The sequence below is a fragment of the Paraburkholderia sp. BR10872 genome (assembly GCF_040965835.1).
GTDB classification, from domain to species: domain Bacteria; phylum Pseudomonadota; class Gammaproteobacteria; order Burkholderiales; family Burkholderiaceae; genus Paraburkholderia; species Paraburkholderia nodosa_A.
In genome coordinates this window covers 1-24,652 of the sequence record NZ_JBFRCN010000002.1, presented here as the reverse complement: position 1 = coordinate 24,652, position 24,652 = coordinate 1, and the positions used below count along the sequence as shown (strand labels likewise).

Genomic DNA, 24,652 nt, shown 5'->3' with positions numbered 1-24,652 from the left:
GCCAACCAGGCTCGCAAGCTCGTCGCCTCCGAAGTGGGTTCGCTGGCGCAGCGCGAGCGCGGCGCGCTGATTGTCCTTTTTTTACACGCAATTGTCCTGAGACAATAATTTTCCGCCCCGTTTCTGAGCGACCATGAACGCTTACCGAGGAGCGGATCGAGATGGCGTGGGCGACGATTTCGGGCGAGTGGCGTGACGCGGTCGGGGCCGCGCACGGCGCAGAGTCCAAATACAAACGGCTGGTCAAGGCGATTGCACAGGACATCGAGCGCGGCGCGCTCGTTTCCGGCGTGCGCCTCGCACCGCAGCGCGAGGTGGCCTCGGAACTGGGCGTGAGCGTGCAGACGGTCACCAATGCCTACAAGGAACTCGAAAGACAGGGCCTGATTCGCTGCGAGGTGGGGCGCGGCAGCTTCGTCGCCGCGCGCGTGACCGAGTCGATGTCGAACTATATTCTCGACACGGCCGAGCGCGAGATCGTCGACTTTTCCATTGCGCGCATCGTTCACACGCCGCAGCACGACGCCGCGTGGCGCGATGTGTGCGCCACGCTCGCCACGCTGGACGATCAACCGTGGATTCGCTCGTTTCGCCCCATCGCGGGCTTCGAGCATCATCGCCAGGCAGGCGCGGCGTGGCTCGCCTCGCTCAACATGCCGGTGAAACCCGAATCGCTCCTCATCACCAATGGCGCGGCGCACGGCATTTTCCTCGCGCTCGCGTCCACGGTGGGCCCCGGAGACACGGTGCTCTGCGAAAGCCTCACGGACCACGGCGTAATCGGCTCGGCGAACGTGCTGGGCTTCACGCTCAAGGGGCTCGAAATCGACGAGTACGGCATCCGTCCCGAGCATTTCGAGGAGATGTGCGACAGCGAGCGCGTGAGCGCGCTCGTGTGCACGCCGACCTTCAACAATCCCACCATGGCCGTCTTGCCCGATTCGCGCCGCCGCGCGATTGCGCGCATTGCGGAGCGCTATGGCGTGTACGTGATCGAGGACGATGTGTATGGCGCGCTGCCCGCGAAAGCCAACACGCCTGTCGCGAGCCTGATTCCCGAGCTGGCGTTCTATTGCACGAGCATGACCAAGTCGGTGCTCACCGGTCTGCGCACGGGCTATCTCGCCATGCCGCGCCGCCTTGCGCTGCGCGTGGAAAGCGTGTTGCGCGTGAGCAGCTGGATGGCGACCTCGCCGATTGCGGAAATCGCCACGCGCTGGATCATGGACGGCACCGCGCGGCGCCTCGTGGAACTGCAGCGCGAGCGGCTCGCCGCGCGCCAGGCGATGGTGCGCGAGGCGTTGGGCGACTATGTGCTCGGCGCGCATCCCAACGCGCTGTCCGCCTGGCTGCGCGTGCCCGACTACTGGCAGGCGGACCGCCTCGTGCGCGAATTGCGCAATCGCCAGATTGCCGTGACTTCGCCGGACCCATTTCTCGTGGGCGGCACAGCGCGTCCCAATGCGGTGCGCATCAGCCTTGGCGCGGAAGCGTCGGACACCGCGTGCCGCAACGCGCTGCAGACCATGGCGGGCGTGTTCGAGCAGTATCCGCACGTGCACGATTTCAACTAGACGTTGCGTCTGCCCATCCGGGCGCGCGGATTGTACCAGGACATTAGAAAGCCCGTTTTGGCTCATTAGACTGGATTGCACAGATTCACAGGAAGGAACGTGCATTTCATGTCGTCGCTTTCGTTTTCGTCACTCTCGCTTGCCGATGTCTACCGCGCGCGCCAGCGGCTCGCCGGCCGCGTAGCGCACACCCCGCTCGTGGCGTCTCCCACTTTGTCGGCGCGCGTGGGCGTGCCGGTCTACTTCAAGCTCGAAACCGTGCAGCCCACGGGCAGCTTCAAGTTGCGCGGCGCGACCAACGCGGTGGCGCATCTCGCCGAGTCGGGAGTGAAGCGCGTCGTCACCGCGTCCACCGGCAATCATGGCCGTGCACTCGCGTGTGCGGCACACGCGCTCGGCATGGAGTCGGCCGTCTGCATGTCGTCGCTCGTGCCGCCCAACAAGGTCGAAGCCGTGGCTGCGCTGGGCGCGCGCGTGGTGATCGCGGGCAAGAGCCAGGACGAAGCGCAGATCGAAGCGCAACGCCTCATGCGCGAAGAAGGCTATGCGTTCGTGCCGCCGTTCGACGACTTGCACGTGATCGCCGGGCAAGCCACCATCGGCCTCGAAATTCTCGAAGCGCTGCCCGACACCGCGACCCTCGTGGTGCCGCTTTCGGGCGGCGGACTGTTCAGCGGCGCAGCGTTTGCGGCGAAGCAGATCCGGCCGGACGTGCGCGCCATCGGCGTTTCGATGGCGCGCGGCGCGGCCATGCATGCGAGCCTCGCGGCGGGCCATCCCGTCGACGTTGAGGAAAGCGAAACATTGGCCGATTCGCTGGGCGGCGGCATTGGTCTCGACAATCGCCACACCTTCGCGCTGACTCGCGCGCTGGCCGACGAAGTCATCCTGCTCGGCGAGCCTTCGATCGCGCACGGCGTGGCCCATGCGTACCGCGAAGAACGCCTCGTGGTGGAAGGCGCGGGCGCGGTGGGCATGGCGGCGCTGCTCGACGGGCACATCGAGCGCAGCAAAGGCCCGCTCGTGGTCGTCGTGAGCGGCGCGAACATCGACATGACGGTGCACCGCCGTCTCGTGACGGAGGTTTGAAATGCATTCCGAGTTGTCACCTGAGTTGCCGCCGGTTACGTTGCTGGGCGCACAGCAACTGCGCGAACTCGTCCCGCTCGATCTTGCGGCAGTGGATCAGGTCGAATCCGCATTCGTTGCGCTCGCAACCGAAGCCGTTGTCATGCCGCCCATTCTCAATCTCGCGCTGCCCGAGCGGCATGGCGAGGTCGATGTGAAAACGGCGTATCTGCCACGCTTCGAACAGTTCGCCATCAAGATCAGCCCCGGCTTTTTCGACAATCCCTCGTTGGGCCTCCCGAGCCTGAACGGGCTGATGCTCGTGCTCTCTGCGCGCACGGGTCTTACCGAGGCCGTGCTGCTCGACAACGGTTATCTGACCGCCGTGCGCACCGCTGCGGCGGGCGCAGTAGCCGCGCGCTGGCTTGCGCGTCCCGATGCGCGCCATGCGGCGATCATCGGCGCGGGCGAGCAGGCGCGCCTGCAACTCGATGCCCTCATGCTGGTGCGCAAGATCGACAGCGTGAGCGTTTGGGCCCGCGATGCGGCGCGCGCTTCGGTCTTCGCCGCCGACGCCGAACGCCGCCACGGCGTGCGCGCTCGCGTCGCCGCTTCGGTGCACGACGCACTCGCGCAAGCCGACGTGGCCGTGACGACCACCCCCAGCCGCACACCGCTCGTTCACGCGGCGGACCTGCACGCCGGTTTGCACCTCACGGCCATGGGCTCCGACGCCGAGTACAAGAACGAACTCGCGCCCTCGGTATTCGAATCGGCGCGCTATGTCTGCGACCGCTTGCAGCAAACGCGCGTGCTCGGCGAACTCAGGCACGCGATCGAAGCGCACAAGGTCGCGCCCGATCGCGGCTTCGCGGAGCTGGGCGAAGTGATCGCGGGCCGCCGCGAGGGCCGCGTAAGTGCCAACGACATCACGATCTGCGACCTCACCGGCACCGGGGCGCAGGACTCCGCCATTGCCGTTCTCGCCTTGCAGCGCGCCCGCGCGACCGGTGCGGGCGCGGTGTTTCACAACGCAGTCACGCCTTGAGAGGGAAAGATGTCCGCAGCTACTGAAAAGAGTGAGGTGGCGCCGCGCCTTGTGTTCGCACGCAGCGAATACGACGCGCGCATTGCGAAGACGCGCCGCGCGATGCAGGACGAAGGCATCGATCTGCTGATCGTCACGGACCCGACCAACATGAACTGGCTGACCGGCTACGACGGCTGGTCGTTCTATGTCCATCAATGTGTGCTGCTGACCATGGACGGCGAACCCGTCTGGTTCGGTCGCGGCCAGGACGCGAACGGCGCGAAGCGCACGGCGTTCATGTCGCACGACAATATCATTGGCTATCCTGATCATTATGTTCAGTCGCCTGTGCGTCACCCCATGGACTATCTGAGCACGGAAGTCATCGCCGCGCGCGGCTGGGACTCGCTGAGCGTTGGCGTGGAGATGGACAACTATTACTTCAGTGCAGCAGCCTACGCGTCACTCCAGCGTCATTTGCCCAAGGCGCGCTGGGTGGACGCCACCGCGCTCGTGAACTGGCAACGCGCGGTGAAGTCGCCGCGCGAGATCGAGCACATGCGCGTCGCGGCGCGCATCGTCGAGAAGATGCATGCGCGCATTCTCGATGTGGTCGAGCCGGGCATGAGGAAGTGCGACCTCGTTGCGCAGATCTATGAGGCGGGCATTACGGGCGTGGAGGGCCACGGCGGCGACTATCCCGCCATCGTGCCGCTCCTGCCCACCGGCGCCGATGCCGCCGCCCCGCACCTCACGTGGGACGATTCGGTATTCGCGGCGAACGCGGGCACGTTCTTCGAGATCGCGGGCTGCTACCACCGCTATCACTGCCCGCAGTCGCGCACGGTCTATCTCGGCAAGCCGCCAAAGCACTTTCTCGATGCGGAGAAAGCCGTGGTGGAAGGCATCGAGGCCGGCCTTGCCGCCGCGAAGCCCGGCAACGTGTGCGAGGACATCGCCAATGCGTTCTTTGCGGTGCTGCGCAAGTCGGGCATCGAGAAGAACAGCCGCTGCGGCTACCCCATCGGCGCGAGTTTTCCGCCCGACTGGGGCGAGCGCACCATGAGCCTGCGTCCGGGCGACCGCACGGTGCTCGAACCCGGTATGACGTTTCACTTCATGCCGGGGCTGTGGCTCGACGATTGGGGTCTCGAGATCACCGAAAGCATTCTGATCACTGAAATCGGCGTCGAAACGTTCTGCACCACGCCGCGCAAACTGTTCGTGAAGGAGTAGGGCCGATGCGTGCGTCACCGATTACGCCGACCGTCGATTACGACGCCAATGGCGTGCAACACGGCTTTTTGAGGCTGCCTTATTCGCGCGACGATTCCGCGTGGGGCGCGATCATGATTCCGCTTACCGTGGTCAAGCACGGCGAGGGGCCGACGGTGCTGCTCACGGGCGGCAATCACGGCGACGAATACGAAGGCCCGATCGCGCTCGCCAAGCTGGCGGGCTCGTTGCAGGCCGCGGACGTGAATGGCCGCGTGATCATCGTGCCGTACATGAACTATCCCGCGTTTCGTGCGGGCACGCGCACCTCGCCGATCGATGCGGGCAATCTGAACCGCAGCTTTCCAGGTCGCCCCGATGGCGGCGTGACCGAAAAGATCGCCGACTACTTCCAGCGTGAGTTGCTGGCGCGCGCCGATTACGTGCTCGATATTCACGCGGGCGGGCGCACGCTCGACTTCGTACCGTTCGCGGCGATTCATGTGCTGCCCGATGGTGATCAGCAGGCGCGTTGCGAGCGTGCGATGCGTGCGTTCGGCGCGCCGTACTCCATGCGCATGCTGGAACTCGATAGCGTGGGCCTGTTCGACAGCGCGGTGGAGGAAGCGGGCAAGGTGTTCGTTTCGACCGAGCTGGGCGGTGGCGGCACGTCCACCGCGCAGAGCGTGGCGATTGCGGATCGCGGCGTGCGCGGCTTTCTTGCGCACGCCGGCGTCATCGAGCGCAAGGCCAGCGAGCGCAGTGGGGGTCCGCGCACGACCACCTTGCTCGACATGCCCGACGGCACCTGCTACACCACGAGCGAGCATCGCGGCATGCTCGAGATGTGCCGCGATCTCGGCGATACCGTCGAGGCGGGCGACGTGCTCGCGCGCGTGCACGACATCGACCGAACCGGAGGGCGCGCCGTGGAATATCGCGCGCAATGCGGGGGGCTGTTAGCTGCGCGCCATTTCCCCGGCCTCGTGCAGGCGGGCGACACCGTGGCCGTGGTTGCCGACGTGGTCGAACGCAACCTGCCCGTCGCGGCATGAGCACGCCGTGATCAAGCTCGACCGTTACGATCTGGCCATCCTGCGCATCCTCGAGCGCGATGGCCGCATCACGAAATCGAAGCTCGCCGAAGAGGTCAACCTTTCCATTTCGCCGGCCTGGGAGCGCGTGCGCAAGCTCGAGGAAAGCGGCGTGATACGCGGCTACCACGCCGAGGTGGACTGGGTCGGCGCGATGCGTGGCAGCCGTATCGTCGTGGAAGTGACGCTATCGCGCCATACCGCGCCCGAGATGCGACGCTTCGAAGAGCGCGTGAGCGCGGCCGAAGAAGTCATGCAGTGCTATGCCACAGGCGGCGGCGTGGACTACGTGCTGCACGTGATGGCGCGCGACATCGACCATTACCAGCGCTTTATCGACGCGCTGCTGATGGAGGATCTCGGGATCGAGCGCTACTTCACCTACATCGTGACAAAGGTGGTGAAGTGTGCACCCAGTCACGCGCCAGCGTGGGGCCTGGAAAGCGCATGAATTTTTCGCGCCCGCGCGGGGTGGTTCAAAAGAAACCGCAAGTGTGCGGGGCCGAAAACCAAAAAAATCGCGACACCGCAGGCCCCAGAATGGATTGCATGTCGACAGACCTGACAAGGAGTAGACGAGATGCTGCCACGACACCCCATTCTGTTCAAATCGCTGTGCTACGTGGACGGCCGCTGGGTACATAGCGACAGCGCGGCCACCGTGGCCGTGCAGAACCCTGCGGACCAGTCGGTGATCGGCCACGTGCCTATGCTCGTGCGCGCGCAGATCACCGGTGCAGTCGACGCCGCTCAGCGCGCCTTCGAATCGTGGCGCTGGGTTTCGCAAACGCAGCGCAGCGCGGCGCTCCTGCGCTGGCACGAGCGGATCGTGCGGCACCAGGAGGATCTGGCGGCGCTGCTCTCGCTGGAGCAGGGCAAGCCGCTGGCCGAATCGCGCGGCGAAATCCGCTATGCGGCGAGCTTCGTCGAGTGGTATGCGCACGAGGCGAAACGCCTGGCAGGCCGTACGATTCCCACCCATATCGACGGCGCGCATCTGGGCACGGTGATGGAACCGGTGGGCGTCGCGGCGCTGATCACGCCATGGAATTTTCCGGTGGCGATGATCACCCGCAAGGCCGCCGCCGCGCTCGCCGCCGGCTGCACGGTCGTCGTCAAGCCCGCGCACGAAACACCGTATTCGGCGCTCGCTTTGGCGCAACTCGCGGAGGAGGCCGGCTTTCCGGCTGGTGTCTACAACGTGGTGCTCGGCGAGCCGCAAATGGCGATGGAAACGCTGGTGGGCGACACGCGCGTACGTGCCGTGAGTTTCACGGGATCGACGCGCGTGGGCTCGCTCGTCACGCAGACGGCGGCGCGCGCGGGCATCAAGAAGGTTGCGCTCGAACTCGGCGGCAATGCACCGTTCATCGTCACGGAAGACGCCGATCTCGAGCAGTCCGTAAGGATTGCCGTGGGGGCGAAATTCCAGACTTCGGGACAGGACTGCTGCGCGGCGAACCGTATTTTCGTGGCACGGCCGCTTTACGAAGCGTTCGTCGAGCGCTATGCGGCAGCGGTGCGCGAGCTCAAGACCGGCCCGGCGTTCGAGAAAGACGTGGATGTGGGCCCGCTCATGCACCAGGCCGCGTTCGACAGCACCGCACAGCGCGTGGACGATGCGCGCGAGAAGGGCGCGCGGATCGTGGCGGGCGGCCAGCCGCATGCGCTGGGCGGCTGGTACTACGAGCCCACTGTGATCGCCGATGCCGCGCCCGGCATGCGCGTGTACGACGAGGAAAACTTCGCGCCCATTTCGGCAGTCTGCGCGTTCGACACGCTCGACGAAGCGATCGCCAAGGCGAACGACACGGAATACGGCCTCGCGGCCTACGTGTGCGCGACGCGCATGGACACGATCTTCCAGTTGGTGCGGCGGCTCGACTTCGCGATGGTCTCGGTGAACGGCGTGAAGTTCACGGGCGCACCCATTCCATTCGGCGGCATGAAGGCCTCGGGCCTGGGCCGCGAAGGTGGCGCGGAGGGCTTCGAGCCCTTCGTGGAAACCAAATATTTTTGTCTTGGCAATCTCGGCCTGCCGCTCGCGGCCATGGCCTGAACCGGAATCAGGAGGACAACATGACTCAACGTATCGACGCACTCTTCGAGCAGGACCGCGCGCACTTCATGCACCCGTCCACGCACGCCTACGATCACGAGAGCGGCGCGCTGCCGGGCAAGATCGTGCGCGGCGGCAAGGGCATCCGCATCGAGGACCATCAGGGCAAGCAGTATATCGACGCCTTTGCGGGTCTTTACTGCGTGAACATCGGCTACGGCCGCACCGAAGTTGCGGACGCCATGTACGAGCAGGCGAAGCAGCTCGCGTACTACCACACCTATGTGGGCCATTCTTCGGATGCAATCATCGAGCTGTCGTCGCGCATCATCGAGTGGGCGCCTGCCGGCATGAAGAAGGTGTACTACGGCATGTCCGGTTCGGATGCGAACGAAACGCAGGTCAAGATCGTCTGGTACTACAACAATGTGCTGGGCCGCCCGAACAAGAAGAAGATCATCTCGCGCGACCGCGGCTATCACGGCTCGGGCATCGTCACGGGCAGCCTCACCGGCTTGCCGAGCTTCCATCAGCATTTCGATCTGCCGATCGATCGCGTGAAGCATACGGTCTGCCCGCACTGGTATCGCAAGGCGCCCGCGGGCATGAACGAGGCGCAGTTCGTCGCGTACTGCGTGGAAGAGCTCGAAAAGCTGATCGCGCGTGAAGGCGCAGACACGGTTGCCGCGTTCATCGCCGAGCCGGTGATGGGCACGGGCGGCATCATCGAGCCGCCCAAAGGCTACTGGCCGGCCATTCAGGCGGTGCTGCGCAAGCACGACATCCTGCTGATCTCCGACGAGGTGGTGTGCGGTTTCGGGCGTCTGGGCTCGAAGATGGGCGCGCAGCACTTCGGCATCGAACCGGATCTCATCACGGTCGCGAAGGGCCTCACGAGCGCATATGCGCCGCTTTCCGGCGTGATCGTGGGCGAGAAGGTCTGGGACGTGATCGCGCGCGGCTCACAGGAACACGGGCCGATGGGCCACGGCTGGACCTATTCGGGACACCCGGTGTGTGCCGCCGCGGCGCTTGCCAATCTGGCGATCCTCGAGCGTGAAAAGCTCGTGGAGAACGCGGCGCAGGTCGGCTCGTACTTCGGCGCGAAGCTGCGCGAGGCGTTCGGCGCGCATCCGCTCGTGGGCGAGGTGCGCAGCGTGGGCATGCTGGCGGCGCTGGAATTCATGGCCGACAAGGAAGCGCGCAAGCCGTTCGACCCGGCGCTGAAGATCGGGCCGAAGGTTTCGGCGGCGGCGCTGCAGCGTGGCGTGATCGCGCGCGCCATGCCGCATGGCGACATCCTGGGCTTCGCGCCGCCGCTCGTCATGACGCGCACCGAAGCCGACGAGATCGTCGGCGTCGTCAAGCACGCCGTGGACGAGGTGGCCGAGCGCAATCTTGTCGCGGCGGGGTGAGCCGCAAGGCACGCGTCAACCGTCAAAGGTGTAATTCCACGAGCCGCCGTACGCCTGTACGGCGGCTTTTTTGTTCCCGCAGGGCTTGCGCAGGTGTTGCATTTCGGTCGCTTGCGCTTGCGCAATAGGCCGTGAAACCGTTGCCTGACAAGGCTCAAAAGCCCGCGGTTCTGGTGCGCGGCATTTTGCCACCACGTTGACGCACGCGCACGGTGTGACAATGCGTCGAAACCTTAAAAAATGTTAAAGAAGGAGTCGTTCGATGCTCTCACCCGTCGCAGGATCGGCTATCGTCGTGCGCCAAAGCAGCCGCGCTCCTCTCACCGGAACGCCACCCAGCGCACGTTGTTCGGGGTGCGCGATGCGCCATCTTTGCATGCCGCAAGGTCTGCCGGCAGAAGACCTGCCGAAGCTCGAGGCGCTGATCTGCGGGGCGCGCAAGGTGCGCCGCGGCGAGGCCCTGTATCGCTCGGGCGACCGCTTCGACAGCCTGTACGCCGTGCGCTCCGGCTCGCTCAAGACGCTGATCGTCAACCGCGACGGCCGCGAGCAGATCACCGGGCTGCGTCTCGCGGGTGACGCGCTGGGGCTCGACGGCATCGCCACCGACGTGCACGCGTTCAGCGCCGTTGCGCTCGAAGACAGCTCGATTTGCACGCTTCCCTACGCGGCGCTCAAGGGCTTGTGCCGCGAAAGCGGCACGATGCAGGACCGGCTGCACCGGCTCATGGGCGACCAGTTCAACCAGGAAGCCTCGCAGATGATGGTGCTGGGCTCGCTCACCGCCGAAGAACGCGTGGCCGCCTTCCTGCTCGACGTGTCGTCGCGCAACTGGCAGCGCGGTTATTCGCAGGCCGAGTTCCGTCTGCGCATGTCACGCGAGGACATGGGCAGCTACCTGGGCATCACGCTCGAAACCGTGAGCCGGATCTTGTCGCGCTTCCAGAAGCGCGGCCTCATCGACGCGCAGGGCAAGCTGATCCGCATCTGCGATATCGAGGGCTTGCAGACGGTTTGAGCGGGCCGCCGACGCGGCAGCCATCGAACCTCCGATGACTGCCGCAGCCAGCCACGCCTTACTTCTCGTCGAGACCCAGCCCCGGCAGGCGATGCGTGCCTTCGAGCTGAACCGCGTGCAGCAGATGCGGATCGAGGTCGAGCGCGCTCAGGATCGTCGGTGCGACCTGGGTCGTGAAGACGTAGTGGTCGTCCGTACGGCCGGCGTGGTGAATGCCGGGGAACGACACGACGAGACCGAGGTGGCTGTCGTCGGGCGCGTTGCCGCCGTGCTCTTCATCCTTCGCCGTGCTCGACGTATAGATCACGCCCGGATTCGGCTGCACGATGATGTCCGGCGTGCGGCCGTTCGACGGATTGCCGAACCAGTCCGCAAGGCGGTCGCCCGTGAGGATGTACGCCTGCGGGCCATCCGCGCAAATGCCCGGCGCGTTACAGCTCAGGTTCGCCTGCAGCGTCTTCACCACGGCGTCCTTCTGGCTCTGATCGCGCAGCCAGATCAGGCCAACGTCGTCGGTCTGCACCATGCCCGTGCCCGAGAGGCCAGAGCCGTCGTTCAGGTTGCCCGTCTTCGTATTGTTCTGGCCGAAGTTGCCGGTCGAGTCCAGATAGTTGTTGGCTTCGAGCAGCTTCGTGAGCGTGTCGCCGTTCTTCACCAGCTTCGAGTGATCGGTCGGCGACTGGCCGTGCTTGGCCGTCACGATGATGAGCGTCGACGAGTAGAGGTTGCGCTGCTTCAGTTCCTGCACCACGCGGCCGAGCGAGTTGTCCAGGTACGTGATCGCGGCGGCGACCTGCGGGCCGGGCGTGAAGTCGGCGTCGAGATAGCCGCCTTGTTTCGCCACAGGCGACTTCTGCGCGACGCTAAGCGTCTGGAAGTTCGTGCCGAACATCGTGGGCACCGGCGCGCTCGTCTTGCCCGTCGAGTCGAGGCCGTCGATCTCGTTGATCAGCGCCTGCACGTGGATGTTGTCGAAGACTTCGGTATGCGTGTAGGTGTCCAGATAATACGTGCCGGTCTTCGGATCGATCGAGTTGATCTCGGTGCGCGCCAGATCGTCCACGCCCTTGCCCGAAGGACCGTTGACCCAGTCGTAGCCCCACGCATGCTTGTCCGCCCACGCGGTGCGCGCGCCGTGGATGTTCTGCTTGATGACTTCGAAGACGGTGTTCGTCTTGATGTAATTGTGCGGGTACACGGGCGTGCAAACGCCGTTGACCTTCGCGTAGGGAATGGCTTGCGGATTGAACGCGCCGCCGCCGTCGAGGTGGATCAGCGCGCCGCCGTTCTCTCCGTCGATGCCGGTCGTTTCATCGAACACGACGTTCCAGCCTTGCGGGCCCTTGCACTGCGAATCGAGCGGTGCATAGAGCGTACGGTCATATGACACGTCATAGAAGAGGCCCGCGCTCTTCGGCGAGCCGCCCGTGACCAGCGCCGTGAGGCCCGGGAACGAGTCGGACAGATGCGGCGTGTGGGCGTTCGTGTAGGTCACGCCCGACTTCGCGAGCAGCGCGAGGTTGGGGCAGGCATTGCTGCCGATGCAACGAGCCACATCCTGTTCATGCAGGCCGTCGAAACTGATGAGCAGGACGTGCTTCACATCCTTCATGTCGCCTGCATAAGCCGTTGTGTGCACACCCGCAAGTGCCATTGCACTCGCGCCAACGACTGCGCCTAACCGCGACCACCGGCTCGTATTCTCCATCTTTCACCTCGTTTTTGTATTGCATTTGTGGGGACCTGCGCACAGCCCGAGCAATGTGGGGCTGGAAGGCGAATCTCTCGTGACGGCGTGCTTTCATCTTGCCGTCAGTTGTTATCAGTTGTTGCAAGACGCGTTCGCGGACGCGTGAAGTGAGGGTTTTCGCGGGTGTAGACTCCTGCATTCGAGCGTTCGCGGTTCGCGGTGGAGCGCTCGTTAAGAGTGAGTACCATTCAGTCCATTCCGGGCATCGCATAATCGAATCCAAAGGGAACGTCATGGCAAAGGATGAAATCGTCTGGGGCATCCTGGGTACGTCGAAGATCAACGACAAGGTCGTCGTGCCCATGCACCACGCACCGAAGTGCCGCGTCAAAGCGATTGCTTCGCGTTCAGCGGAGAAGGCCCAGGCTGCCGCGGCGAAATACGGACTCGCGCAGGCGTACGACAGTTACGAGGCGCTGCTGGCAGACCCGGAAATCGATGCGGTCTATATCCCGTTGCCCAATCACCTTCACGTGGAGTGGACGATCAAGGCCGTCGAGGCGGGCAAGCATGTGCTGTGCGAAAAGCCGATCGGGCTCGATGCGCAAGAGGCGCAACGATTGATCGCCGCGCGCGACAAGAGCGGGCGGTATATCCAGGAAGCCTTCATGGTTCGTACGCATCCGCAGTGGCTGAAGGTGCAGGCGTTGATCGAAGAGGGCGCCATAGGCGAATTGCGGGCGGTGACAGGCGGCTTTACCTACTACAACACCAATGCGCAGGACATTCGCAACCATAGCGATATGGGCGGCGGCGGCTTGCTGGACATCGGCTGTTATCCGATCACGACCTCGCGCCTCATTCTCGGGCGGGAGCCGAAGCGCGTGGTCGCGCTCGTGGAGCGCGACCCGTCGTTCGAAGTAGACCGCCTTGGCTCCGTGCTCATGGATTTCGACGGCGTGCAAGCGAGCTTCTTTTACTCCACCCAGATTCATCCCTACCAGCGCATGCAGTTTCACGGCACGACGGGGCGCGTCGAGGTCGAGATTCCATTCAACGCGCCGAACGACCGGCCGACGCGGCTGCTGTTGAGCCAGCAGGGAGAAGCCGATCGCTGGCTGGAGCTTCCGGTATGCGATCAGTACGGCGTGGCAGCGGCGGTTTTTGCCGAGGCGATTTTGAACGGCACGCCCCAGGCGATTGCGCTGGAAGATGCCTGCGCGAACATGCGCGTAATCGACGCCGTGTTCCGCTCGGCCCGCTCGGGCGCCTGGGAAAGCATTGCTTGACGTCGAAGCGCCGCGGGCGGGTTCAACGGGTTTTGGCTTGACCCGCGCCCGCCTTGCGGCTTTTCACATGGTCGATGAATGCGCGCAGCTTGGGCATGATCTGCCGGCGGCTGGGATAGCAGAGAAACACGCCCGGCAGCATCGGCGCGTAGGCGTCGAGCACGCGCACGAGTTTGCCCGCTTTCACGGCATCGGAAACCATCGGCTCGGGTAGCTGCGCGAGGCCGATGCCTTCGAGCGCCGCGCCCATCATGGTCGGGAAGTCGCTGGCGATCAGCGGTCCGGAGACGGCGATTTCCATGGCGTGCCCGTGGTCGTCGAATGACCATGAGGCCAGCGCGCCGTTGGAGCGCCGCCAGCGCAAGCAGGCGTGCTCGCGCAGATCGTCCGTGTGGCGGGGCCGTTTATTGCCGGAGAAGTAGGCAGGACTACCTACGACAACGAGACGAAACGGCGGCGTCAGTGGCACCGCCACCATGTCGGCGGCGACGAGCTGTCCGAGCCGGATGCCGGCGTCGAAGCCTTCCGCCGCGAGATCGACCACTTCCTTGCTCACCGCGATTTCCACCTCCACTTCGGGATAAGCCTGGCAAAACGAAGCGAGCAGCGGCTCGAGCAGCAGTGGGACGACCGCGCGCGGCACGGAGAGCCGCAACAAACCCGTAGGGCGCTGCCCGAGGTCGCGCGCGACTTCGCTCGCGGCGACCAGTTCCTCGAAGGCGGGTTTTGCGCGCGAAAGAAACCGTTCGCCGGCTTCGGTCAGGCCGACGCTGCGCGTGGTGCGCACGAACAGCGCCGCGCCGATGCGCTCTTCGAGCACACGCACTGCCTGGCTGATAGCCGAAGGCGTCACCCCGAGGTCCGCCGCCGCCTTGCGAAAGCTGCGGTGCCTGGCAACGCTCAGAAACGCCTCCACGCCATCGAGCGCACCTTGCCTGACTGTGAAGTTCTGCTTCATAGCGCATCAACATTGTGATGAATAGTCGCTCGCGGGAAACGATGGTACACCTAACGTGCCAGCCGATGACGCGCGCAAATCGCCTTGCGCGCAGGCAGGATCCGCCGCGAAGTCTGGCATTCATCTGGAGAACCGCTGATGAGCACACCCGCCGTTCCCGTTGGCATCATCCCGCCGCGCCCGGCGTGGCGCAGCCTGCGCTGGATTGCGCCGCTCACGTTGCTGTGGATTGCCGTGATGTACTGGCTGCCGGCGATCCCTGGCAGCGGTTTTCAAACCACGGCGCACCAGCTCGTCGCCCAGATGTTCATGGCGCTCGGATTGTGGCTCGGCCTCGAGCGCACCGGCCTGACGCTGAGCCAGCGCCGCGCGACCTGGCTCGTGATTCTCATGGCGCATGCGCTTTGGTTCGCAGTCGTCTGGAGTGCGGCGATCCATGGCGTCTTTCGACTGAGCGCCGTCCCGCCGCCGTTGCCCATGCTGCCGTTGGCGATATTTTTGCCTGTGATGGTCGGCGCGCCGCTATTGCTGATGTCGAAGCGAATCGGGCAAGTACTCGACGCGATGCCGGCCGCATGGCTCATTGCGCTGCAGTTTTACCGCGTGTTCGGCAGTTGGGCGATCGCTGCGTGGCTGCATGGTGCGATGGCCGGCGTGGACGCGTTGCCGGCGGGCACCGGCGACCTGCTGACGGGCCTGTTCGCCGTGCCGGCGGCCATCGCGGTGGCAAGCGGCACGGCGCAGGGGCACAAGGCCGCCATCGCCTGGAACATTTTCGGGCTGATCGATTTCGCCGTTGCCGTGACCCTGGGGATGATCACGGCGCCCGGCCGATTCCAGCTGATCGCGCCGGATATGCCGAGCCTCAACGCGGGCACGTACCCGTATGTACTGACGCCCGCGTTCGTCGTGCCCAGTTCGATCCTGTTGCATGCGCTTTCGCTGCGTCAATTGTTCCGGCGCCGCGCCGCGTGAGCTCCCTTCATTTCATCCGCACATCGCAACGCACCTTGCAGGAGGCAACATGTCACCGGAATCGATCTTTCGCTTGCACCTCGCGCTCGGGTATGTCGCGTGGCTCCTTTGTTTTACCGTCTACGTCTGGCCCCGGCTCAGGTCGATGGAGCCATTCGAGGCGCAACGCGCGATCGCCACGCTGCACAGCTTCCGCTTCTTCGGGCTGGTCTTCATGCTGCCGGGCGTCGTGAGTCCCGATCTGCCCGCGAGTTTCGCCGTGCCCACGGCTTATGGGGACCTCGCAACGGGTGCGCTGGCCATGCTGGCGCTACTCGCGGCAAGAAAGCGGCCGGTGTTCTGGTTCTTCGTCGTGGCGTTCAATCTCGTCGGCGCGGTGGACCTGGTTCTTGCCTACTACCACGCCACCCAGGCCGGTGTGCCTGTACACGCAGGAGAGTTGGGCGCAACGTACGTGATTCCCGTAATTGTCGTGCCGCTGCTGGCAATTACGCACGGCGCCGCCTTTTATTTGCTGCTGCGTCCGCAGAGCAAGGGCGCGCGCGCGCTCGCCAACGCTACGCGCACCTGAAAGGCGGGGCGGCAAATTCACTGGACAGAGGCCAGGCGGCGTTGCTTTAATAAGCAGCCGTTCATTCGTCAACGCAACCTGGTTCAGGAGACAACACAGTGGACAAAGCCGCCGATCCGATCCTGCAGGTGCTGCACCAGTACAAGGCCGCGGTATTGGCCAAAGACGTCGATGCGTTCATCGCGCTCTACGACCCCGACATCCTGGCCTTCGACATGTGGGGCGCGTGGACGTACGAGGGCATCGCGTCATGGCGCAACATGGTGGAGGGCTGGTTTGGCTCGCTGGGCGCCGAGCGCGTGATCGTGGATTTCAGCGAGGCGCACACCACCGTCTCCCACGACCTCGCCGTGGTCCACGCCTTCGTGAGCTACAGAGCGGTGGCGGCGGACGGCGAGGAATTGCGCTCGATGGACAATCGCATCACCGCGACGCTCAGGCAAACGGACGAGGGCTGGAAGATCTTCCATCAGCATTCGTCCTCGCCGATCGATCCCGCGACAACGAAGGTCATTTTCAAACGTTAGTCGCCGCAAAGCAAAATGCCCGACACACGGTCGGGCATTTCGATCGGAGCATGACGGGCGCGAGCGGCCCGCCATGCCGTTACCGCTGCGCCTTGCCAGGCACCTGTTGCCCGCGCAACGAACAGCCCTTCGTCTCGATCACGAAGAAGAGTGCGACGGCGCCCACCGCGCACGCGGCCATCATGTAGTACGCCGGAACGAGCGGGCTGCCGGTCTTGTCCACGAGCCAGTCGCTCACGATCGGCGCGGTGCCGCCGAACAGCGAGGTCGAGACGTTGTAGGCAATCGCCATCCCCGCATAACGCACTTGCGTCGGGAACATGGCGGGGAACATCGCCGAGATGGTCGCGAGCTGCGGCGCATAGAGCAGGCCGAGCACGGCGAAGCCGATCAGCGCGCCGCCCACGCCGTGGCGCATCAGCATGAACATCGGCACGGCGGCGACGAACAGCCCGACGAGCGAAAACCACCAGAGCGTCTTGCGCCCCACGTGATCGGAGAGCCGGCCAGCGAACGGCAGCAGGGCCATCATCGCCAGCATGCCGATGAGCGGAATGAGCAGCGACATGTTCTCGCTCACGCCCAATTCCTTGTGCATGTACGTCGGCATATACGCGAGCAGCACGTAGTTCACGACATTGAGCGCGACCACGAGCCCGCCCAGCAGCACGAGCGGCACGCGATGCTCGCGCAGCAGGGTGCGCAGCGAAATGGCCGGGCGCTCCCGCTCCTGTTGCTCGAACTTCTCTTCCATCTCGCGGAATACCGGCGTGTCTTCGATGCGCGAACGCAGATAGAAGCCGATCAAGCCCAGCGGCGCCGCGACGAGGAACGGCAGACGCCAGCCCCACGCATGCATCGCATCGTTGCCGAGCGCGAGCGATGCCGCGAGCATCAGCAAGGCGCCCAGCGAAAAGCCGGCCAGCGTGGCGAACTCGAGGAAACTCCCGCAGAAGCCGCGCCGCGCGTCGGGCGCGTATTCGGCCATGAAGGTGGCTGCACCGCCATATTCACCGCCGGTGGAGAAGCCCTGGATCATGCGCAATACGATGAGCGCGGCCGGAGCGATCCAGCCGGCTTTCGCATAGGTCGGCAGCAAGCCCACGAGCAGCGTGGCGCCCGACATCAGCAGCACGGTCAGCGCGAGCACTTTCTTGCGCCCGAAGCGGTCGCCGAGCGGCCCCCAGAACAGGCCGCCGAGCGGGCGAATCAGAAATGAAATGGCGAAGGTGCCGAGCGCGAACAGCGTGGCGCTTGCCGTGCTGCCCGGAAACAGCGCCGCGGAGATATACGCGAGCCCATAGGCGTAGATGCCGTAGTCGAACCACTCGGTTGCGTTGCCGAGCGCGGCGGCGGTAATGGCGCGGCGTGGCAGCGTGTGCGCGCTGCCGGTGGGGGCGGCGTGCTGGTCGTGGTCGGGAGTCGACGTATCGTCCCATAGGGACCGGCCCGGCGTGGGGGAATGCCAAGTTTCGGCGAATCGCATAAGACGTCCTCTTGTCAGGAACCGCGGCCCGAATGGCGCGCTTGAGCGATCAAGTTAGTCCCGTCAATTTCTGTTTCCGATGTCATAGGACGATTTCGCATCGGGACTTTCCCTGCCTGCGCATCGCGCGTCCCTGTCGAGCGGGTGCGGTGGCGACTTTTGACCGCTCTTCGGGATTCGCCCTCGAGCGAGCGGCAGCAACATTTGCCGTTTTTCTGGTGGTTGGGCTGTCTCGCGGTTCGCTAGTGGCAACTGTTGCGATGCACAAAAATTGACTTCCGGCACACTGGAATCGGCCCAGGACTAACCCGAATGCAAGAAAGTATCAGTCTGCGGTCTGATTTTCAGTGGTGCAGGCGTGCCGCGGCGGGTAATTTTCAGGCATGGCGGCGCGTGGTCCGAAGACAGGTCGAGCGTATGCGCAAGTAGCCGTCGCAGAACAAGAAAAAACTGTGCAGGAGGAGTCGAGATGCAAACCATTGGGGCACCCGCGGCGCGCACGAACGCGCCCGGCGCCACGCATTCCCAGCCTGACCTCGAACTGGTCGCCGTGCCGCGCGACGAGTCGTTCAAGGTCTGGTCGCACGGCTACCCCTATCGGACGGTGCGCTGGCACTTCCATCCCGAGTACGAGATCCACCTCATCACCTCGACCACGGGCAAGTATTTCGTGGGCGATTTCATCGGCAGCTTCACGCCCGGCAATCTCGTGATGATCGGCCCGAACCTGCCGCACAACTGGGTGAGCAGCGTGCCGCACGGCGAGGCGGTGGACGAACGCTGTCTCGTCCTCCAGTTCGACGCGGCTTTCATTGCCCGCGCGATCGATGCGTTTCCCGAATTCAGGCGCGTGGAGGCGCTGCTCGATGCGTCGCGCTGGGGGCTGCTGTTCACGCCGGAAACGGGCGCGGCCGCCGAGCCGATCCTGCGCGAGATGCTGGGCGCACAGGGCATGCGACGTGTCACGCTCTTCATCGACCTGCTCGATCTGCTCGTGCAAAGCGAGGAGCCCGCGGCGCTCGCAAGCGAGGCGTATCGCGCCGACCCGGCCCGCTATGCGGGTACGCGCATCAATCACGTGCTCGCCTTCATCGGCAAGAATCTCTCGCAGGAGTTGCGCGAAACGGAGCTGGCGGAACTGGCCGGGCAGAGCGTGAGCGCATTCTCGCGCTATTTCCGCCGCCATACGGGCGTGTCGTTCGTGCGTTACGTGAACCAGCTGCGCATCAATCTGGCGTGCCAGCTGCTGATGTCGGGCGAACTGAACATCACGGACATCTGTTATCAGGTGGGCTTCAACAACCTCTCGAATTTCAACCGCCAGTTCCTGTTGATCAAGGAAATGTCGCCGTCGCGCTGGCGATCCTATCAGCGGCTCAACGCCGCGAGCGCGGCCAGCAAGAGCGAAGCCGTGTACGGCGCGCCCGCGATCGGCTAGCGGATCGCCCAGCAAAAGAGGTTCAAGCGCAGTGCGCATTTCAGGCATTGCGCAGGACGAACTCACACGTTCACAAGGCAGCACGACAGCACCGGCCACCCTACCAGGCATTCAACCAAAAAACGGAGACACCCAATGACCCGACTTCACACCCAACTGATCCGCGCCGCCGCGCTCAGTCTCGCCCTCGCGGGCATCACGTCGGCTTACGCCGCGCCGAGCGGCACGATCGCGTTCCTGATGCCCGATCAGGCCTCCACGCGCTACGAGCAGCACGACTTCCCCGGTTTCAAGGCCGAAATGGGCAAGCTCTGCCCCGACTGCAAGGTGCTGTACCAGAACGCGAATGCCGATGCCTCGCAGCAGCAGCAACAATTCAATTCGGTGATCGCCCAGGGCGCGAAGGTCATCGTGCTCGACCCGGTGGACTCCACGGCCGCGGCTTCGCTCGTGCACATGGCGCAAAGCCAGGGCATCAAGGTCATCGCGTATGACCGGCCGGTGCCGTCCACGCCTGCCGACTACTACGTCTCGTTCGACAACGAGGAAATCGGCAAGTCCATCGCCCAATCGCTCGTGCAGCATCTGAAGGAGTCGGGCGTGGCCGGGAGCAAGGGCGGCGTGCTCGAAGTGAACGGCTCGCCGACCGACGCCGCCGCGGGGCTCATCAAGAAGGGCATTCACGAAGGGCTGCAGGGCAGCGGCTACAAGACGCTCTCCGAGTACGACACGCCGGAGTGGGCGCCGCCCAAGGCGCAGCAATGGGTGAGCGGGCAGATCACGCGTTTCGGACCGCAGATCGTGGGCGTCGTGGCCGCCAACGACGGCACGGCGGGCGGTACCATCGCGGCCTTCAAGGCGGCGGGACTCAATCCGGTTCCGCCGGTCACGGGTAACGATGCGACCACCGCGGGCCTGCAACTGATCATCGCGGGCGACCAGTACAACACGATCCTCAAGCCCAGCGAGATCGTGGCGGGCGCGGCGGCGAAGGTGGCCGTGGGCTTCCTCGACGGCAAGCCCGTGAAGGGCGAAACAACGCTCTTCAAGACGCCCACGCAGCTCTTCAAGCCGGCCGTCATCACGCAGAAGAACATCAAGGCGGAAGTGGTGGACAAGGGCTTCGCGAAAGCGTCGGATCTGTGCACGGGCCGTTACGCCGATGGCTGCAAGAAGCTCGGCATTGACGGCTGATACGAATGGCTGGGCCCGGCGCGCGCCGGGCCCTGAGAGCAACGAAGAGGTACCCATTTCATGACTGACGAATCCACCAACCGCGCAACGGACAGCGCCACGGACCGAGCCACGACAAGCGACGGCGCGCCCGGCGAGCTGGTGCTGAGCCTGCGCGGCATCTCGAAGCACTTCGGCGCGGTTTCGGCCCTCACGGATATCGAGCTCGACGTGCACGCGGGCGAGGTAGTCGCCCTTGTCGGCGACAACGGCGCGGGCAAATCGACGCTCGTGAAAGTTCTTGCGGGCGTGCACCAGCCGAGCGCCGGGACCATCACGTTTCGCGGCCAGCCGGTAAACCTGTCCGATCCGGGCACGGCGCTCGACCTGGGGATCGCGACGGTGTTCCAGGACCTCGCGCTTTGCGAAAACCTCGACGTCGTGGCGAACATCTTCCTCGGCCGCGAATTGAGCCCTTACCGGCTCGACGAGGTCACGATGGAAGTGAAGGCCTGGACGCTCCTCAACGAGCTTTCGGCGCGTATTCCCAGCGTGCGCGACGTGGTCGCCTCGCTCTCGGGCGGCCAGCGCCAGACCGTGGCGATCGCGCGCTCGCTGCTGCTCGACCCGAAGCTCATCATGCTCGACGAACCGACCGCCGCGCTCGGCGTGGCCCAGACCGCCGAGGTGCTGAACCTGATCGAGCGCGTGCGCGACCGCGGGCACGCCGTCATCATGATCAGCCACAACATGGAAGACGTGCGCGCCGTCGCCGACCGCATCGTCGTGCTGCGCCTTGGCCGTAACAACGGGATTTTCTATCCCGACTCCTCCAACGCCGAACTCGTGGCGGCGATCACCGGCGCGACGGAAAACGCGGTGTCGCGCCGCGCGGGCCGCCGCCAGGCGCAACAGGATGTCCAGTGAAAGGAACGATCGTGAGCAAGACTATCCATGGCGCTGCGCAGCCTGAAAACCCGGATGCCTCAAAGCCCGATGCGAAACCATCCACGCTGCTCGACCGCAGCGACGTGCGCGTGAAGCATGCGAGCGGAATCGGCGAGAGCGTGTCGGCATTCGTCGACCGCGTGCGCTCGGGCGACCTGGGTTCGCTCCCGGTCATCGCGGGGCTCGTCATCATCTGGACGGTATTCACGAGCCTGAACCCCGTGTTTCTCTCCGCCGACAACCTCGTGAACATGCTGTTCGACTGCTCGACGGTCGGCGTCATTTCGCTTGGCATTGTCTGCGTGCTGCTGCTCGGGCAGATCGATCTCTCCGTGGGCTCGATGAGCGGCTTCGCTTCGGCGCTCGTCGGCACGCTGTGGGTCAACGACGGCTGGCCCGTGCTGCTCGCTATCGTCGCGGCCATTGCGGTGGGCGCGGTGATCGGCGCACTGTATGCGCTGCTGCTCAACTGGATAGGCATGCCAAGTTTCGTCTCGACGCTCGCGGGCCTGCTCGCCATCCTCGGCATGCAGCTCTACGTGCTCGGCTCGACGGGCTCTATCAATTTGCCCTACAGCTCGGCGATGGTGAACTTTGGACAACTGATGGTGATTCCGCCGCTCGTCTCGCACGTGATCGCGCTGCTGCCCGGTATCGTGCTCCTGCTGCTCGGCCTGCGTACGCGCACGCGCCGCCATGCGGCCAGGCTTTCGGCGCCTTCGGTCGCAGGCCTGCTCGGGCGCGCGGTGGCGCTGACCGTGTTCCTCGAAATCGTCGTGGCCTATCTCAACCGCGGGCGTGGCGTGCCGCTGATGTTCGGCCTCTTTCTGGGTCTCGCCGTCGTCATGCAGTACGCGCTCACGCGCACGCGCTGGGGCCGCTCGATGCACGCCGTGGGCGGCAATCACGAAGCCGCGCGGCGCGCGGGTATCAAGGTCGGCGCGATCTATACGAGCGCCTTCGTGCTGTGCGCGAGCCTGGCCGCAATCGGCGGCGTGCTGACCGCGGCGCGACTCGCTTCGGCGAGCCAGCAGGCCGGCACCGGCGACGTCAACCTCAACGCCATCGCGGCAGCCGTGATCGGCGGCACGAGCCTGTTCGGCGGGCGCGGCAGCGCATGGTCGGCCGTGCTCGGCATCATCGTGATCCAGTCGATTGCGAGCGGCCTGACGCTGCTGAACCTGTCGTCGTCGCTGCGCTTCATGATCACCGGCGCCGTGCTGGCCATTGCCGTGATCGTCGATTCGCTCGCCCGCCAGTCGCGTGTTTCGCATGGCCGCGCCTGAGGCGTCGGCACCTGATTCAAGGAGAAAGTCACCCATGTCTGAATCGATCAAGGGTAAGGTCGCCGCCATTACAGGCGCGGCGTCCGGCATCGGCTTCGCGTGCGCGCGTGCGTTCGTGGACGAAGGCGCGAAAGTCGTGCTGATCGACCGCGCAGAGGACCGGCTCGCGAAATGTTGCGCGGAGCTGGGGCCCAACGCGCTGCCCCTCGCCATGGACCTGCTCAACGCGGCGGACTATGCGACGATGCTGCCCAGGATCCTCGATCTCGCGGGCGGGCTCGACATCTTCCACGCCAACGCGGGCGCGTATATCGGCGGCGAAGTGGCGAACGGCAACCCCGACGAATGGGATCGCATGCTCAACCTGAACATCAACGCCGCGTTCCGCTCGGTGCATGCGGTGCTGCCGCACATGATCGCGCAGAAGTCGGGCGACATCGTTTTCACGAGTTCGGTGGCGGGCGTCGTGCCGGTGGTGTGGGAGCCCATTTACACGGCCTCGAAGTTCGCGGTGCAGGCGTTTGTGCACACCGTGCGCCGCCAGGTCGCGAAGCACGGCGTGCGCGTGGGCGCGGTGCTGCCGGGCCCTGTGGTCACGGCCTTGCTCGACGACTGGCCCCAGGCGAAGATGGATGAAGCGCTGGCCCAGGGCAGTCTCATGCAGCCGAAGGAAGTGGCCGATTCCGTGGTATTCATGCTCACGCGGCCGCGCAACGTCACCATTCGCGACCTCGTGATCCTGCCGAACAGTGTCGATCTTTAGGGCCTGTTATCAGCGTGAACAGGCCCTAACCACAATCAACGAGCCATGACCTCAATTAACCAGGCCGGCGGAGCACGCCATACCGTCGGTGTCGATGTGGGCACGGGCAGCGCCCGCGCCGGCATTTTCGATTCCGCCGGTCGCATGCTTGCGTCGGCGAAACACGACATCAGCGTGTTTCATGAGAGCGGCGCCATCGTCGAGCAATCGAGCACGCAGATCTGGAACGCCGTGTGCCAGGCCGTGAAGGAGGCGCTCGCGCAGGCCGCGATCTCGCCGGAGCAGATCGCCGGCATCGGCTTCGACGCCACCTGTTCGCTCGTCGTGCTGGGCGAGGGCGGCACGCCGTTGCCCGTTGGCCCCTCCGAAGTGGCCGAGCGCGACATCATCGTGTGGATGGACCATCGCGCCGTGGAGCAGGCTGAGCGCATCAACGCCACGGGCCACGATGTGCTGCGCTTCGTGGGCGGCAAGATCTCTCCGGAGATGGAAACGCCCAAGCTGCTGTGGCTGCTGGAAAACCGGCCCGAGGTGTTCGCCGCGGCCTGGCAGTTCTTCGACCTGACCGACTTCCTCACATGGCGCGCCACGGGCGATCTTTCGCGCTCCACCTGCACCGCGACCTGCAAGTGGACCTATCTCGCGCACGAGCAGCGCTGGGACGAGAGCTACTTCCGCAACGTGGGTCTGGGCGTGCTTGCCGATGAAGGCTTTGCGCGCATCGGCCGCACGATCGTCGAGCCCGGGACGCCGCTCGGCAGCGGGCTCACGCCCGAGGCTGCCGCGCAGCTCGGCCTGCGCGCGGGCACTGCCGTCGCGACGGGCGTGATCGACGCGCATGCGGGCGGCATCGGCACGGTCGGCGCGCAGGGGCAGCCCGAGGCGTGCCTCGCGTACGTGTTCGGCACCTCGTCGTGCACGATGACGACCACGCGCGACCCCGTGTTCGTGCCCGGCGTGTGGGGGCCGTACTACGCGGCGATGGTGCCCGGGGCGTGGCTCAACGAAGGCGGGCAGTCGGTGGCGGGCGCGGCAATCGAGCGCTTGCTCGCGATGCATCCGCTCGCTGCAGAAG

At 65.1% G+C, this 24,652-nt stretch carries 22 protein-coding genes; 19 read left to right on the top strand and 3 right to left on the bottom strand.

Annotated elements, in window-relative coordinates; translation table 11 throughout:
• Positions 1 to 161 precede the first annotated feature (161 nt).
• The 9 genes from AB4Y43_RS02160 (at position 162) to AB4Y43_RS02120 (ending at position 10,473) form a co-directional block, all read left to right on the top strand.
• The gene (locus AB4Y43_RS02160) at positions 162 to 1,574 is read left to right on the top strand and encodes a PLP-dependent aminotransferase family protein (RefSeq protein WP_069263710.1); all 1,413 of its coding nucleotides are present in this window, start codon (positions 162 to 164) and stop codon (positions 1,572 to 1,574) included.
• 108 nt (positions 1,575 to 1,682) lie between these two features.
• Entirely contained in the window at positions 1,683 to 2,663 is a 981-nt protein-coding gene (gene eutB / locus AB4Y43_RS02155; RefSeq protein ID WP_368726923.1) for a hydroxyectoine utilization dehydratase EutB, read from the top strand.
• Position 2,664: 1 nt separating this feature from the next.
• Positions 2,665 to 3,690 carry a cyclodeaminase gene (locus tag AB4Y43_RS02150; protein WP_368726922.1) on the top strand — a complete coding sequence of 342 codons (1,026 nt, stop codon included), beginning with the start codon at positions 2,665 to 2,667 and terminating at the stop codon, positions 3,688 to 3,690.
• A gap of 9 nt (positions 3,691 to 3,699) precedes the next feature.
• The gene (gene doeA / locus AB4Y43_RS02145) at positions 3,700 to 4,908 is read left to right on the top strand and encodes an ectoine hydrolase DoeA (RefSeq protein WP_368726921.1); all 1,209 of its coding nucleotides are present in this window, start codon (positions 3,700 to 3,702) and stop codon (positions 4,906 to 4,908) included.
• Positions 4,909 to 4,913: 5 nt separating this feature from the next.
• On the top strand, positions 4,914 to 5,942 hold the full coding sequence (gene doeB / locus AB4Y43_RS02140; protein WP_368726920.1) for a N(2)-acetyl-L-2,4-diaminobutanoate deacetylase DoeB: 1,029 nt from the start codon (positions 4,914 to 4,916) through the stop codon (positions 5,940 to 5,942).
• A 7-nt stretch (positions 5,943 to 5,949) separates the two neighbouring features.
• Positions 5,950 to 6,432, top strand: coding sequence for an Lrp/AsnC family transcriptional regulator (locus AB4Y43_RS02135; RefSeq protein WP_368726919.1), 483 nt, complete (start codon positions 5,950 to 5,952; stop codon positions 6,430 to 6,432).
• 129 nt (positions 6,433 to 6,561) lie between these two features.
• Positions 6,562 to 8,040, top strand: a complete 1,479-nt coding sequence (locus tag AB4Y43_RS02130; protein WP_368726918.1) for an NAD-dependent succinate-semialdehyde dehydrogenase — start codon at positions 6,562 to 6,564, stop codon at positions 8,038 to 8,040.
• A gap of 20 nt (positions 8,041 to 8,060) precedes the next feature.
• Positions 8,061 to 9,455: an aspartate aminotransferase family protein gene (locus tag AB4Y43_RS02125; protein WP_368726917.1), complete on the top strand. Its 1,395-nt coding sequence runs from the start codon at positions 8,061 to 8,063 to the stop codon at positions 9,453 to 9,455.
• Between the two features lie 361 nt (positions 9,456 to 9,816).
• Positions 9,817 to 10,473 carry a helix-turn-helix domain-containing protein gene (locus AB4Y43_RS02120; RefSeq protein ID WP_028203801.1) on the top strand — a complete coding sequence of 219 codons (657 nt, stop codon included), beginning with the start codon at positions 9,817 to 9,819 and terminating at the stop codon, positions 10,471 to 10,473.
• Between the two features lie 58 nt (positions 10,474 to 10,531).
• Here the strand turns inward: AB4Y43_RS02120 and AB4Y43_RS02115 are convergent, their stop codons facing one another.
• Positions 10,532 to 12,181 (bottom strand): alkaline phosphatase family protein, encoded by a 1,650-nt coding sequence (locus tag AB4Y43_RS02115; protein ID WP_069263722.1) that lies wholly within the window; start codon positions 12,179 to 12,181, stop codon positions 10,532 to 10,534.
• Between the two features lie 275 nt (positions 12,182 to 12,456).
• On the opposite strand from AB4Y43_RS02115, the gene AB4Y43_RS02110 reads away from it, so the two are divergent.
• Positions 12,457 to 13,452 (top strand): Gfo/Idh/MocA family oxidoreductase, encoded by a 996-nt coding sequence (locus tag AB4Y43_RS02110; protein WP_342947589.1) that lies wholly within the window; start codon positions 12,457 to 12,459, stop codon positions 13,450 to 13,452.
• 22 nt (positions 13,453 to 13,474) lie between these two features.
• On the opposite strand, the gene AB4Y43_RS02105 is transcribed toward AB4Y43_RS02110, so the two are convergent.
• The gene (locus AB4Y43_RS02105) at positions 13,475 to 14,410 is read right to left on the bottom strand and encodes a LysR family transcriptional regulator (protein ID WP_342947588.1); all 936 of its coding nucleotides are present in this window, start codon (positions 14,408 to 14,410) and stop codon (positions 13,475 to 13,477) included.
• 138 nt (positions 14,411 to 14,548) lie between these two features.
• Here AB4Y43_RS02105 and AB4Y43_RS02100 point away from each other — a divergent pair, with 138 nt between their 5' ends.
• From AB4Y43_RS02100 to AB4Y43_RS02090, 3 genes are all read left to right on the top strand, one after another.
• Positions 14,549 to 15,385 carry an MFS transporter gene (locus tag AB4Y43_RS02100; protein WP_069263730.1) on the top strand — a complete coding sequence of 279 codons (837 nt, stop codon included), beginning with the start codon at positions 14,549 to 14,551 and terminating at the stop codon, positions 15,383 to 15,385.
• Positions 15,386 to 15,434: 49 nt separating this feature from the next.
• Positions 15,435 to 15,956: a hypothetical protein gene (locus AB4Y43_RS02095; protein ID WP_342947587.1), complete on the top strand. Its 522-nt coding sequence runs from the start codon at positions 15,435 to 15,437 to the stop codon at positions 15,954 to 15,956.
• Between the two features lie 98 nt (positions 15,957 to 16,054).
• The gene (locus AB4Y43_RS02090) at positions 16,055 to 16,483 is read left to right on the top strand and encodes a nuclear transport factor 2 family protein (RefSeq protein WP_342947586.1); all 429 of its coding nucleotides are present in this window, start codon (positions 16,055 to 16,057) and stop codon (positions 16,481 to 16,483) included.
• 79 nt (positions 16,484 to 16,562) lie between these two features.
• Here AB4Y43_RS02090 and AB4Y43_RS02085 read toward each other — a convergent pair whose 3' ends face one another.
• Positions 16,563 to 17,969, bottom strand: coding sequence for an MFS transporter (locus tag AB4Y43_RS02085; protein ID WP_342947585.1), 1,407 nt, complete (start codon positions 17,967 to 17,969; stop codon positions 16,563 to 16,565).
• A 469-nt stretch (positions 17,970 to 18,438) separates the two neighbouring features.
• Between AB4Y43_RS02085 and AB4Y43_RS02080 the strand changes: the two genes are divergently transcribed.
• From AB4Y43_RS02080 to AB4Y43_RS02055, 6 genes are all read left to right on the top strand, one after another.
• The gene (locus AB4Y43_RS02080) at positions 18,439 to 19,407 is read left to right on the top strand and encodes an AraC family transcriptional regulator (protein ID WP_342947584.1); all 969 of its coding nucleotides are present in this window, start codon (positions 18,439 to 18,441) and stop codon (positions 19,405 to 19,407) included.
• A gap of 135 nt (positions 19,408 to 19,542) precedes the next feature.
• Positions 19,543 to 20,601 carry a sugar ABC transporter substrate-binding protein gene (locus AB4Y43_RS02075; protein WP_342947583.1) on the top strand — a complete coding sequence of 353 codons (1,059 nt, stop codon included), beginning with the start codon at positions 19,543 to 19,545 and terminating at the stop codon, positions 20,599 to 20,601.
• 60 nt (positions 20,602 to 20,661) lie between these two features.
• Positions 20,662 to 21,507, top strand: coding sequence for an ATP-binding cassette domain-containing protein (locus AB4Y43_RS02070; protein ID WP_342947582.1), 846 nt, complete (start codon positions 20,662 to 20,664; stop codon positions 21,505 to 21,507).
• An 11-nt stretch (positions 21,508 to 21,518) separates the two neighbouring features.
• The gene (locus tag AB4Y43_RS02065; protein ID WP_342947581.1) at positions 21,519 to 22,814 is read left to right on the top strand and encodes a sugar ABC transporter permease; all 1,296 of its coding nucleotides are present in this window, start codon (positions 21,519 to 21,521) and stop codon (positions 22,812 to 22,814) included.
• A gap of 34 nt (positions 22,815 to 22,848) precedes the next feature.
• The gene (locus AB4Y43_RS02060) at positions 22,849 to 23,577 is read left to right on the top strand and encodes an SDR family oxidoreductase (protein WP_342947580.1); all 729 of its coding nucleotides are present in this window, start codon (positions 22,849 to 22,851) and stop codon (positions 23,575 to 23,577) included.
• A 45-nt stretch (positions 23,578 to 23,622) separates the two neighbouring features.
• On the top strand, positions 23,623 to 24,652 hold a 1,030-nt coding region (locus tag AB4Y43_RS02055; RefSeq protein ID WP_368726916.1), incomplete at its 3' end, for an FGGY-family carbohydrate kinase.